The organism is Adlercreutzia sp. DFI.6.23 (genome assembly GCF_024462535.1).
In the GTDB taxonomy this organism is placed as follows: domain Bacteria; phylum Actinomycetota; class Coriobacteriia; order Coriobacteriales; family Eggerthellaceae; genus Adlercreutzia; species Adlercreutzia rubneri.
Genome location: NZ_JANGBP010000002.1, coordinates 144,195 through 156,492, shown reverse-complemented (window position 1 = coordinate 156,492; position 12,298 = coordinate 144,195). Strand labels below are relative to the sequence as shown.

General features: G+C 64.9%; 8 protein-coding genes. 3 read left to right on the top strand and 5 right to left on the bottom strand.

What is annotated here, in order from left to right:
* Window positions 1–220: 220 nt before the first annotated feature.
* The 3 genes from tig to NE591_RS02420 form a co-directional block, all read right to left on the bottom strand.
* A complete protein-coding gene (tig, locus tag NE591_RS02430) occupies window positions 221–1,621 on the bottom strand; it encodes a trigger factor (RefSeq protein WP_256156279.1) in 1,401 nt (466 codons plus the stop codon).
* 264 nt (window positions 1,622–1,885) lie between these two features.
* Window positions 1,886–2,422, bottom strand: coding sequence for a hypothetical protein (locus NE591_RS02425; RefSeq protein ID WP_022740012.1), 537 nt, complete (start codon window positions 2,420–2,422; stop codon window positions 1,886–1,888).
* Window positions 2,423–2,716: 294 nt separating this feature from the next.
* Window positions 2,717–3,277: a hypothetical protein gene (locus NE591_RS02420; protein ID WP_256156278.1), complete on the bottom strand. Its 561-nt coding sequence runs from the start codon at window positions 3,275–3,277 to the stop codon at window positions 2,717–2,719.
* A gap of 287 nt (window positions 3,278–3,564) precedes the next feature.
* On the opposite strand from NE591_RS02420, the gene NE591_RS02415 reads away from it, so the two are divergent.
* Together NE591_RS02415 and NE591_RS02410 are read left to right on the top strand one after the other, a co-directional pair.
* Window positions 3,565–5,250 carry an MFS transporter gene (locus NE591_RS02415; protein ID WP_173112801.1) on the top strand — a complete coding sequence of 562 codons (1,686 nt, stop codon included), beginning with the start codon at window positions 3,565–3,567 and terminating at the stop codon, window positions 5,248–5,250.
* Window positions 5,251–5,275: 25 nt separating this feature from the next.
* Entirely contained in the window at window positions 5,276–6,904 is a 1,629-nt protein-coding gene (locus tag NE591_RS02410) for an amidohydrolase (protein ID WP_256156277.1), read from the top strand.
* 168 nt (window positions 6,905–7,072) lie between these two features.
* On the opposite strand, the gene NE591_RS02405 is transcribed toward NE591_RS02410, so the two are convergent.
* Window positions 7,073–8,953 carry an HTH domain-containing protein gene (locus tag NE591_RS02405; RefSeq protein ID WP_161127845.1) on the bottom strand — a complete coding sequence of 627 codons (1,881 nt, stop codon included), beginning with the start codon at window positions 8,951–8,953 and terminating at the stop codon, window positions 7,073–7,075.
* A 221-nt stretch (window positions 8,954–9,174) separates the two neighbouring features.
* On the opposite strand from NE591_RS02405, the gene NE591_RS02400 reads away from it, so the two are divergent.
* Window positions 9,175–10,830, top strand: coding sequence for an MFS transporter (locus NE591_RS02400; RefSeq protein ID WP_173112799.1), 1,656 nt, complete (start codon window positions 9,175–9,177; stop codon window positions 10,828–10,830).
* A gap of 170 nt (window positions 10,831–11,000) precedes the next feature.
* Here the strand turns inward: NE591_RS02400 and sstT are convergent, their stop codons facing one another.
* The gene (gene sstT, locus NE591_RS02395; RefSeq protein ID WP_256156276.1) at window positions 11,001–12,272 is read right to left on the bottom strand and encodes a serine/threonine transporter SstT; all 1,272 of its coding nucleotides are present in this window, start codon (window positions 12,270–12,272) and stop codon (window positions 11,001–11,003) included.
* Window positions 12,273–12,298: the final 26 nt, after the last annotated feature.

Here is a 12,298-nt window from a genome sequence, read left to right as displayed (position 1 = left end):
TTCAGGTTAGGAACACTTCGAAGAATGTAAGAGCTTAAAGGGATACGGGGTGCTGCTCACCAAGCGAGTTCCGCAGCGAACAGAACAGGACTAAATGTCCTGTTCTGCCGAGCGAGGACTGTCTGAGCGACTGAGCTGTACCCCGTAGCCCGCTTTTGGGAGACCCCCAACAAGAAGGGCGGGATAAGCCCGCCCTTCCGAAAGCGCATCTTGTTCGAGGCTACTCGGCGGCCTCTTCAGCCTCGTCCTTCTTGGCAGCCTTCTTCTTCGCCGGCTTCTTGGCGGCCTTCTTCTCCTCGGCGGCCTTGGCGGCGAAGTCCACCTCGGTCACATTCGCGTTCTCCATGAGATCCTCGATGGCCTTCTGGCGCAAAAGACCGGTGCGGATGAGGTGCAGACGGCCGGCGTCGCGCCACTCCTGCTCCAGCGCCGCGGGATCCTCAACGCCGGTCTTGGCGAACTCGGCAGTGACGTCCTCGTCGGTGATCTCCATGTTGTTGTGGCGCGCCCACGCCTCGAGCGCCAGCTCTTCCTTCACCTGGTCGGCGGACTGGGCCTTCAGGTCGGCCTTGAACTGGTCGGGCGTGATGTTCCGGCTGGCCAGGTAGGCGTCGAAGGTCATGCCGGCCTGCTGCAGCTGGCCGAAGAAGTCCTGGAGCAGCGATGTCTCGGCCTGCTCGACGAGCGACTCGGGCACATCGCCCTCGACGCGGTCGCGCAGCTCGACCATGATGTTGTTCTCCTTGATGCGCGGCATCAGCGAGCCCTTCTGCGCATTCAGCGACTCCTTGATGCGCTCGCGCATGTCCTCGACGGACTCGAAGCCCATCTTCTCCTTGGCCCACTCGTCGGTGACCTCGGGCGTGACCTTCTTCTTCACCACGTTGCAGGTGACCTCGAAGGTGACAGGCTTGCCTGCCTGCCCGGCCAGAAGCACGGCCGTCTCGTCCTCGGGAATCTCGAGCGTGAACTCTTTGGTCTGGCCCTTCTTCATGCCGAGGATCTCCTCGTCGAAGGCCTCGGAGAACATGCCGGTGCCCGGGCCGTACAGACGGGACTCGCTCGCGAGCGCGGCGATCTCGTTGCCGTCGGCGTCGGTGGCCTTCATGGTGAGGTCGGCGTAGTTCTCCGGCTTCATCTTGGTACCGGCGGAAGCGTCCTCGTAGTCGGTGTAGTGCTCGGCCATGGCCTCGACCTGCTCGTCGATCTCGGCATCGGTGGCCTCGGCGAAGGGCATCTCGATGGCCACGGGCTCGTAGCTGGTAAGCTCCACCTCGGGGCGCAGCTCGATGGTGAAGGAGTACTCGTAGGGCTCGCCGGCCTTCACGATCTCGTTGGTCTCCATGACCGGGCCGCCCACCGGGGCGAGCTTGGCCTCGTCGATCGCGGCCGTCCACGTGCCGTTCAGCAGCTCCTCGGTGACGGTGCCGACGACCGCCTCGGCGCCCAGCGCGTTGTCGATAACCGGGCGCGGGGCCTTGCCCTTGCGGAATCCCGGGAAGTTGTACTTGCGAGCGAAGTCCTTGTAGGTTTTCTTGATGCGGCCGTCGATATCGGCGGCGTCCACCGTGACGGTGACCTTGACCTTGTTGCCCTCCAGGGACTCAACCTTAGTTTCCACGAATAGTTCCTCCATCGTTTCCTGACACGGTACGGGCTTATCGCCCGCGCGAACACTTCCTCGGCGATCCGCCACGGGAATCCGCCGCGGAAGCGCACGGTTCGCTATTATGCCACAACCCTCCCACAGTGGCTACACGTCACCGAGACCATGACACAAAAAAGAGACGCAGGGCATCCTGCGTCTCCCTATGGCGTCGATTCGCCGCACTCTGCCGACCCCGCCCGTCCCAAGCAGGGCACCGCGGCTCTGCAGACCGGCCCCCTAGGCCTCGCTTTTGCCAGAGCGCACGACGTAGCAGATCGTGATGTACCCGGCGACGGCACCGGCGCAAGCGCACACAAGGCCCTTGAGCAGCATAAGACCCGTCACGGTAAGCGGCAGCGGCAGAAGCACGCAGGCGAAAGCACCGACGCCCATCAGCGAGACAGTGGCGGCAACCGTTGCCACGAGCAGCGCCGGAGCGTAGCTTGCTGGCACGAGAGACGCCGCGCCGCCGAGATTGGCGACATTCGGCCCGGAGAAAACGCCCTTGCGCAGATCCATGCGGGTGAGCGGCACCACGATGACGAACAGCAGAATGCCGAGCAGAACCCCCGTAAGCGCGAAGTCATGGAAGATGTCGGCCTCGCTGAAGAGGAGCTCGGGCTCAGACAGGTGCATAAGATAGAAAATGACCGCATTGATGATGCCGTTGATGATGCCGTAACCGACGATGCACTTATTCAGTAAGTATGAATTGAACGGCTTGGCGGACCGCGTCGGCGCCGCGGGCGCCGAGCCAGCCATTGACTTTGCCATGAGCATTCCTTTCATCGGGATCTTCGTCTGCCGGCACAACTTGCCGAAGTCGCCCGGCGCCTCTCAGTATGGGCGTCGCCCTGATGCCATCGGCGAAAACCCGGAGTGCCGTTACGGAAGGGTGGGCACGGAGGAACCTTAGGGGCAACCTTGCCATCGGCGGGCCACCGATTCGTTCCCGACCTGTTTCGACAAGCAGCCCCGCGCCTCGCTCGAAACAAAGCGCGCCCGCCGGGAACGGCCTTTCGCAAGACCGATCTCGACGGGCGCAAGCGCAGGACCGAGCAAGCTATCCTAGAGCGCAGCCCCGGCAGTCTTGGAGGCCATGGCGGCCGCCACCTCGTCGGCCTTCTGCTGGCCGCGCACCACGAAGCTGATGGTGAACCAGCCGGCGACCGCGTCGCCCAAAGCGCACACCAGGCCCTTGAGGAACATCATGCCGGTCACGGTAGCGCCGGCGGCCGGCAATGCCAAGGAAAGAAGGGCGCCGGCACCGGTCATGACCACCGCGGCGAGCGCGCCCACGCCGAGAATGGAGACCGCGTAGGACGAGGAGACGAGCGGAAAGGCACCGCCCGCCGCACCGGGCAGGGAGAAAACGCCCTTGCGCAGATCCATGCGGGTGAGCGGCACGACGCAGGCGAACAGCAGCATACCGAGGAGAAGGCCGGTGAAGGCGAGGTCGTGCACGATGTCGTGCATGCCGAACATCGCATCGGGAGCGCCGGCGTTGATGCCGGCGAAGATGGCCGCGTTGATGATGCCGTTCACCACGCCGTAGCCGATGAGGCACTTGTTCAGCGCGTAGGACTTGAAGGACTTGGGAGCCTTTGCGATCTTGGAGGTCTTTGCCATGAAGCATTCCTTTCTTCTTGTTGCGCTCACTCGCGACCGCGCGCCCGCTCGCAACGTTTCACTGGTTTGAGCTGCCGCGACAGCGGGCCGCACGGAAATTGACCGACAAGCAGTATAGGAACCCGTGTTCCCTTTTCCCAAATGGAACATTTCCGTTGCAACGGAAAACGTTTCCCGATCGAAAAGGAAGCAGTCTTCCTACAATGAGCGCCGCCGAATTACGGAGGGAGCTTGCGAGACTACCCTTTTCGGCATAGGCATTCCATCCAAGATTAAAGGAGGACATAATGGCGAAGAGCAAAACGACGCATCCCGAGGGGGGTGTTGAGAAGTTCCTCGTGCTGCCCATTATCGTGCTGATTCTGGCGCAGATGGGAACGTCGGGCGACAATGGCGCGCTCGGCCTCGCCAACCAGCAGCTGGTCGACGTGCTCGGCGCGACGACTCCCGACATTCAGCTGGCGAACATGGTGTACTCGCTCATGGCCGGCGCCTTCATGGTGGCCGGAGGACTCGTGGGCACCATCATCGGCTGGCGCACCAACTTCCGCCTCGGCGCGGCTCTGTGCGCCGCCGGCGAGCTGGTCATGGCGCTGTCGCCGAACATGACGATCTTCATCTGGGGCGGCCGCATCCTTGTCGGCTTCGGCGCCAGCTTCATGATCCCCTCGGTGCTCGGCCTCATTCCGTTCATCTACCATGGCAAGAACCGCGTGCTGGCCTTCGGCTGCATCGGCGCGGCCTCGGGCCTGTCGGCATTTTTGCCGCTGTTCTTGGGCATCGTTATGCAGTTCGGCGGATTCCGCATCACCTTCGGCGCCCTGGCCGTGTACTTCGCCCTGGTGCTGCTTCTGTCCTTCAAGCTGCCGGCCATCGAGAAGCCCGCTGAGAAGCTGAAGTTCGACGGGCTGGGCACCGGCATCGCCGCCACGGGCCTGTTCCTGTTCCTCGTGGGCCTCTCCCGCATCTCCGCCTGGGGCCTCATCGAGCCCTTCGCCGAGTGCCCCTTCACCATCTTCGGCATCTCCCCGGCCCTGCCCATGGCCGTCCTCGGCCTGATCCTGCTCGTGATCTTGGTGCCGGTCGAGAAGCGCGTCGAGCAGAAGAACGGCATCGCCCTTCTGCCCCAGTCGTTCCTGAAGACCCCGCAGGTGCGCGCCGGCCTCGTGGCAAGCGCCATCACCTTCTTCTTCATGGGCGTCCAGGCGATTCTTTTGTCCCCCTACCTGCAGCTCGTGGCCGGCTGGTCGCCGGTGCTCATGGGCGTCATGGCGCTGGCCGTGGGCATCCCCACCTTCATCTTCTCGCTGGGCATCCCGAAGTTTATGCCCAACGCCAACCCGCGCCGCGTCATCCAGGTCGGCTACATCGTGATGGCCAGCGCGTTCATCCCCATGGCTTTCTCGCTGCACGGCTCTGAGGTCAACGGGCTCATGTGGGTGGGCCTGGCCGTGGCAGGCGCCGGCGCCGGTATCGTTTCCGCCCAGGCCAACAACATCGTGGCCCTGGCCGTAAACGAGCGCGACGCGTCGCAGTCCGGCGGCATCCAGACCACCATGCGCAACGTGGGCCAGGCCATCGGCGTGGCCGCCATCGGCGCGGTCCTGCTGTTCGGCATCACCGCCAACATCGACAACGCCATGGCCGATAGCCCCGTCATCACCCCCGAGGTTCGCACCGCCGTGGCCGAGCGCAACATCTCGCTCATGGGCGACGAGCAGTTCGAGCAGACCATCGCCGACATCCCCATGACCGACGAGCAGCGCACCGAGCTCGTGCAGTTGAACTCCGACGCCCGCATCGAGTCCACCATCACCTCGTACGTGGTGTCCGGCGTGCTGATCCTGCTCGGCCTGTTCACGACCCGCTGGATCACCATCTTCAAGAAGGAAGAGGACGGCAAGGAGGAGACCATCGTGGCCGAGACGGCCGACGAGATGCCCTTCGAGCCGGTCGTCGACCGCGAGATGTAACTCGCGCGTGTTTGAAAGGAAATTCATGAAACGACTTTTCTCCAATGCCACCTTCGTCACCATGGTTGACGACGTCGACACCGCCGACGCGCTCCTCGTCGATGACGACGGCCGCATCGCCTACGTCGGCACCTTGGAAGAGGCGCGCCGCCTCGCCGAGGGCGCCGAGGAGGTCGACCTGGGAGGCGCGGCCGTGCTGCCCGGGCTCATCGACCCGCACAGCCACTTCACCGGCGCGCTGCAGTACCTCCTGTACGCCGACCTGTCCGAGTGCACCTCCTTCGCCGAGATCACCGAGACGCTGAAGAAGTTCGCCGCCGAGCGCAACATCGGCCCGGACGGCGTCATCACGGGCAACGGCTACGACCAGAACAACCTCATCGAGCAGCGCCACCCCGACAAGTCCATCCTGAACGCCGTGTCCGAGGACGTCCCCGTGCTCATCACGCACGTGTCCAACCACATGGGCGTGGCCAACGACTGCCTGTTGAAGCTGGCCGGCATCACGCCCACCACCCCCGACCCCGAGGGCGGCCGCTACGGACGTATGAACGGCACCGGCGACTTGGACGGCTACGCCGAGGAGCCGGCGGCCATGAACCCCTTCTACGCCGTGACCACTCCCCGCTTGGGCCTGGACTTCGCGGCCATGGTTCCCGACATGCAGCGCATCTACCTGGAGCACGGCGTGACCACCTGCCAGGACGGCGCCACCGCGCCCGACATGGCCAAGGTGCTGGTGGGCCTCGCCCGCGCCGGCCTGCTGAAGATGGACATCGTGAGCTATCCCATGTGGGGCAGCGACGTGATGGCCACGCTCGCGGACAACGCCGAGTTCGACAGCCAGAGCTACACCGGGCACTTCCGCTTCGGCGGCCTGAAGATGTTCCTCGACGGCTCGCCCCAGGGGCTGACCGCCTGGATGACCGAGCCCTACGTGGAAGGCCCCGACGGAGAAAAGGACTGGGTGGCCTACAGCACCATGACCGACGAGGACGCCATCGCCTTCGCGAAGATGGCCATCGACTCCAACCACCAGCTTCTGTGCCACTGCAACGGCGACGCGGCGGCCGACCAGCTTCTGCGCGTGTACGAGGCGGCGCGGGACGCATCGGACAACCCCGAGAAGATGGCCCTGCGCCCGGTGATGATCCACGCCCAGACGGCACGCACCGACCAGTATGAGAAGATGGCGGCAATCGGCATGATCCCCTCGATCTTCTCCTCGCACGTGTGGTACTGGGGCGACGCGCACCTGCGGAACTTGGGTCCCGTGCGCGGCGGCCGCGTGAGCGCCTGCGGCGATGCCGAGCGGGCCGGGCTGCCCTTCACCCTGCACACCGACACCCCGGTGCTGCGCCCGAACCTGCTGGAGGCCGCCTGGTGCGCCGTGAACCGCATCACCAAGGCCGGCGTCCAGCTGGACGAGGACCAGAAGGTGACGCCGTACGAGGCCATGCGCGCCATCACCTACAACGGCGCCTACCAGTACGGCGAGGAGGCCGACAAGGGTACCCTGGAGGCGGGAAAGCTGGCCGATCTCGTGGTGCTCGACCGCAATCCCTTGGCCGTCGATCCGCGCGAGATCCGCGACATTTGCGTGCTCGCCACCATCAAGGAGGGCGACACCCTCTACGAGCGCGACGAGAAGTAGCGACGGCTCAGTCGCCTGAAAAAAGAAGGGAGGCCCGCGGGCTTCCCTTCTTTTTTCGCATTCTCGGCGCTGTTCGCGCTGTGTCCGGGCTTCGCACGCTGGTCGAGCTTTGCTCCCCTAGCGCCGCGCGCGTCCTGCCCGAGCTTCGCTTCCCCGACCTTTCGTCCCCTATTCGGGCTCCGGGAAGCAGACGAAAAATCCGTCGTCGCTGACGAGATCCGAGGTATCGGCATAGTCTTCCACCAGCCGCTTGAAACCCTGCGTGAGCGGCGTGAGATCGCCCCGCTCGGCGGGCGCCCCCACAAGAACGGCGGCCATCGTGCATTGGCCGCACTCGGCCTGATCGCCCTCCTCCAGGCGGAAGATGCGGATGCCCGTCTTGCAGACGCCCGACCCGCACCAGGCGAACACGAGCGTGCGATCCTTCACCACCGACAGAGTCCAGACGAGCCATTCGAAGCGCTCGAGGGACATGTCGATAAGGCCGTCGGCCGTAAGGCGCGCGTGCAGCGAGGCGAACATGCTCTCGGGCGAGGGGCCGGCGGGCAGTACGCCCCGCTCCCACGCCGTGTGAACCTCCTGGCCCCGTCGCCAAAGCGGCACGGAGGCGATGATGTGATCGATATCGGCGCGGCTGACGCCCGGCGAGATCGTCACGCAGGGGAAATCGACGTCCATCGGCTCGAAGGACACGAGGAAGTCGAAGCGCTCGAGCAGCGTCGAGTTGGGACGGCTCGCGGCGGCGAGCACCTCGTTCTCCGTCAGGACATCGGTCACCTCAAGGCGGCTCGTCAGCTTCTCGATGCGATGCGCGCCCCAAAGGGCCAGATCGATTCCGCAGTTCACCACCAGACCCACCCGATAGCAGCGCAGCGCGCCGACCTGGTCGAGGTAATCGAGCAGCACGAGCACAATGCGAGCGTAGTCCGGGCTGAACAGGTCGGCCTCGACAAGCGAAGGCACCTCGCAGAGCACCGAGGACAGAAGACAGGCGCCGTCCATGGCCTCGTACTTCACCGACTCCTCGTTGGGATTCGCCGCCACCAACCCGCAGGTGCGTCGCGCCAGGCCGCTCTCGAACAGAATGGCCAAGGGCTTGCGTACATCCTCGGGCAAGGGCGCGCCGAACGCTTTCTTGAGGGCCTCTTCGACGTCGTCGGTGAACGCGCGGGCGCGCTCGCTCGGCTCGTAGGCGCTCATAGCGGCCAGACTCCATTGCCAGGTGCAGCAGTGGGCCATGTCGCTGAGTAGTCCCATCTCGGCATCGCTCACCGTCAGGGAGAAATGGCGCTCGAGCCGCTTCTTGAGGTAGGCGAAGAACGGCGTGGACCCGTCGGCACCGCGCCACGTCATCAGGCCATGGCCGAGGCGAAGGCGGGTCACCATAATGCAGAGGTACACGCCGAACTGCCATTGCGCGTTGCTGGAGAACTCGAAGCCGAGGTCGCGCTGCATCTCGGCGATGCAGCGCTCCAGAAACTGGCGGTCGTAGGGCTCGATCGATCCGAACAGCGAGGGCAGGATGCGACGGCGCACCGCAGCCGAGGAGAACGAGAACAGCATGGACATGACGAAACCCCGCACGGTCCACTCGGGGCCCTCGACGGTGATCTGGCGGCCGACGGACAGCGTGAGCCCGCTCACTTTCAATATCCCCTGCCACCAGCGCAAATCGGACTGAATCTGCTGCTTGTTGCGGAACATGCGGCGCGCGAGGCTGTCGGCGGTATGGGGCCCGGGATAGCATGTCAGCGCGATCATTTCCTGGCACAGGCGCTCGTAGCGCGGGTGCATCTCCGTTTCGCTCTCCTCGAGCAGGCGCACGAGGCGGTTCTCCTCGCCGGGAGCCAGCGCAAGGCGCAGCCCGGCCCCCCGCTGGCGGCCCACCCGCGTGGCGAGTCCCTCGTGCTCGAAAAACGAGTTGAGGGCCTTGACGTCGGTGCGAATCGTGCGATCCGAGCAGCCGAATCGGCGAGCGTAATCGGCAGATGTCCGGTAGTCGCTGGCTTCGAGCAGCGCCCGCAGGAGCGCTCCTTGCCTGCTGTTCATAGCTCCTCCTCACCGCTTGGTCCCTCGGGGCGAACGACCCTGCTCCCAGTGTAGAGCGAGCCTAGCCTTTGAGGGCGACAATACCGTGGCAAGATGGCAACGATTGTACGAGATTCTGCGCAATACGACAGCATGGACGTGCATTTAGGAGAGAATTTCCCTGGGACAACAAGATAGTGGGGCGGCGCCATGGGGCGCCGCAAACAGTTGAGAGGCGCATCATGGCAACTACGACCATTACCGCCAACGCCACCACCCGGCGGCCGGCAGAAATCACGAAGGCGAGCTATGCGCCCTTGGCCGTTCTCGCCCTCGCGCAGATCGGCACCTCAAGCGACAGCGCGGCCATGAACCTTGCGACGGCAAGCCTCGTGGGCACGCTGGGCGCCACCCTCGACGATATCCAGATGGCCACCACGCTGTTCTCGCTCATCGCCGGCGCGTTCATGATAGCCGGAGGGCTCGTCGGCGTGACCATCGGCCTGCGCCGCGCACTGGCCATCGGGCTGTCCCTGGCCGTTGCGGGCGAGATGGTGGCGGCGCTCTCCCCCAACATCTTCGCCTTCACCTGGGGAGGACGCGTCATCATGGGACTTGGCGCCTGCCTTATCACGCCCTCGGTGCTCGGGCTGGTCGCGGCGCTCTACCAAGGGCGGCAGCGGGCCATCGCGTTCGGCACCATTGCCGGGGCGGCCGCGCTCTCGACGCTCTCCCCGCTGATCTTGGGCATCGTCATGGACTCTTCGGGATTCCGCCTCACCTTCGCCATCATGGCCATCTATTTCGTGCTCGTGCTGTGCTGCACGCGGCTCGTTCCCCGCACCCCCCTCTCCGGCAATCACAGCCGCTTCGATGTGGCCGGCACCATCGTGGCCGCCCTCGGCATGGGGCTCGCGCTGTTCGGAGTGGCGCACCTCTCGGACTGGGGCATCGTCAATCCGCAGAAGCTCTGCCCCTTCACCTTGTGCGGACTGCCCCCCACCCTGCCCGCCATCCTCATCGGGCTCGTGCTGCTCGGCCTGCTCGTACCCACCGAGCGACGCGCCCAACGTCGAGGCAACCCCCTCATTCCCGCCGCGTTCGTCACCTCGCCTAAGGTTCGCGCGGGGCTTTCCGCCGTCGCGCTTCCGTTTTTCTACATGGGCGCCGTCGGCATCTTGGCCACGCCGTACCTCCAGCTCGTCACCGGGTTCACGGCGCTGCAAACCGGCATGCTCTCCCTCCTGTCGGGCATCCCGATGTTCCTTCTGGCAACCTTTTTACCCAAGCTCGCCCCGCACCTTTCCTCGCGCCTCATCATCCGGACGGGGTTCATCGCCATCGCCTGCGCCTGCGCGCTCATGGCCTTCGGCGTCCATGCGCACGGCGTGACGGGAACGCTGTTCGCCGGAATGGCCCTCGGCGGCTTCGGCGTGGGCGCCGTCAACTCCCAATCGAACAATGCCGTAGCCTGCGCTGTGACCCGCAAAGAGGCCGAGCAATCCGGCGGCATCCAGGGAGCCGCTCGCAGCATCGGGCTCGCCCTCGGCACGGCGCTCGCCGGAACCTTCCTTCTCCTCACCATGGCGGGCGGCTTCGCGGCCCAGGCCGCCTCGGCGGGCATCGACCAGAGCTATATGGCTCCCGCTGCGGAGACCGCCTCGACGCTCATGAGCGACAGCGCCTTTTCCGACGAGGCGAGAACCTGGGGGGCCGACGCCGCGCAGGTCGACAAGCTCGTGGACGTGAAGGCCTCCGCGCAGGCCGACGCCATGCGCCTTTCCTTTGGCGCTCTCGGCCTCCTTATGGCAGCCGGCCTTCTCACCACCCGCCACCTCGTGGAAACCGCCGCGCCGCGCGCCGAGCAAGACAAGGCGAAGGCGAGACAATCCCACTGAGACCCCTCTTGGCCGGGGCCATCGAACGCAGCCGAATCCGACCTGCTGGTATGCTCGTTCCGGCAAGTCGACACTGCCTCGGGCCGTGGGAGACAAGCAAGGCAAACGAGAAGGGAGCCCGAAGGCTCCCTTCCGCAATGTGATTCAGAATGCGCAGTGCGCGCAGCTTGTTAGGAGAGCTCGTGGTAGGCGAAGGAGTCCTTGCCCAGGTGCACTTCCTTGCCCTCCTTGATGAGCTGCCGATACTCGGCGGTGGCCGTGAACACCACGTCGGAAGAGGAGTTCAGGCCCGTCTCGCAGGAATCCTGGATAACGCCGATGATGAAGCCGATGCCGACAACCTGCATGGCAACATCGTTGCTGATGCCGAACAGCGCGCAGCACATGGGGATGAGCAGAAGTGACCCGCCGGCCACGCCCGACGCGCCGCAGGCGGACACGGCGGCCAGCACGCACAGGATGACGGCCGTGACCGGGTCGACCGCCAGATCGATGGTCTGGCAGGCGGCCATGGTCATGACCGTGATGGTGACCGCCGCGCCGGCCATGTTGATAGTGGCGCCCAGCGGGATGGACACCGAGTAGTTGTCCTTGTTCAGGCCGAGCTTGCGGCACAGCTCCATGTTCACCGGTATGTTGGCGGCAGAGCTGCGGGTGAAGAAGGCGGTGAGGCCGGAATCCTTCAGGCAGCGCAGGACGAGCGGATAGGGGTTCTTGCGGGTGCAGATCCACACGATGAGAGGGTTGGTGACCAGCGCGATGATGAGCATGCAGGCCACGAGCACCAAGATGAGATGGCCGTACTCGGTGAAGATCTCCAGGCCCGAGGTGCTGACCGAGGCGTACACCAGGCCGAGGATGCCGAAGGGAGCCAGATTGATGACCCAGCGCACCGCCTTGGAAACGGCGTCGGAGATGGCGGTGAACACTTCCTTGGTGCGCTCGCCGGCAGCGCGCAGGGCGACGCCGAGCACCACGGCCCAGGCGAGGATGCCTACGTAGTTGGCGTTCATGAGCGCGTCCACCGGATTGGCCACGATGTTCATGAGCAGCGTGGTGAGCACCTCCCCAATGCCCTCGGGGGCCGCCTGCTCAACCATGGAAGAGGTGTCCAGCGTGAGGGTGGTCGGGAAGATCTCGCTACCGATGAGAGCCACGATAGCCGCCACAAGCGTGCTGACGACGTAGAGCACGACGACGGTTTTCATGGTACCGGCACCCTGGGCATTGCAAAGGGCGCTGATGACCAGGAAGAACACGAGCACGGGGGCGACGGCCTTCAACGCGCCCACGAACAGCGAGCCCAGAAGCGTAATGATGTCGGTCCAAGGCTGCACATTCGGAATGAGCAGCGCCAAGACGATGCCGATGGCAAGGCCGACGAGAATGCGCTTGATAAAGCTGATCTCGTTGTACTTCCTGAATACTGCGGGGACTGCCAAGGTGATTCTCCTTTTCTCGCGCGCGC

Excerpts from the sequence above, each read along its gene's own strand:
- NE591_RS02405 (WP_161127845.1), bottom strand. The coding sequence starts at position 8,953 with ATGAACAGCAGGCAAGGAGCGCTCCTGCGGGCGCTGCTCGAAGCCAGC.
- NE591_RS02410 (WP_256156277.1), top strand. The coding sequence starts at position 5,276 with ATGAAACGACTTTTCTCCAATGCCACCTTCGTCACCATGGTTGACGAC.
- NE591_RS02415 (WP_173112801.1), top strand. The coding sequence starts at position 3,565 with ATGGCGAAGAGCAAAACGACGCATCCCGAGGGGGGTGTTGAGAAGTTC.
- NE591_RS02425 (WP_022740012.1), bottom strand. The coding sequence starts at position 2,422 with ATGGCAAAGTCAATGGCTGGCTCGGCGCCCGCGGCGCCGACGCGGTCC.
- NE591_RS02400 (WP_173112799.1), top strand. The coding sequence starts at position 9,175 with ATGGCAACTACGACCATTACCGCCAACGCCACCACCCGGCGGCCGGCA.
- NE591_RS02420 (WP_256156278.1), bottom strand. The coding sequence starts at position 3,277 with ATGGCAAAGACCTCCAAGATCGCAAAGGCTCCCAAGTCCTTCAAGTCC.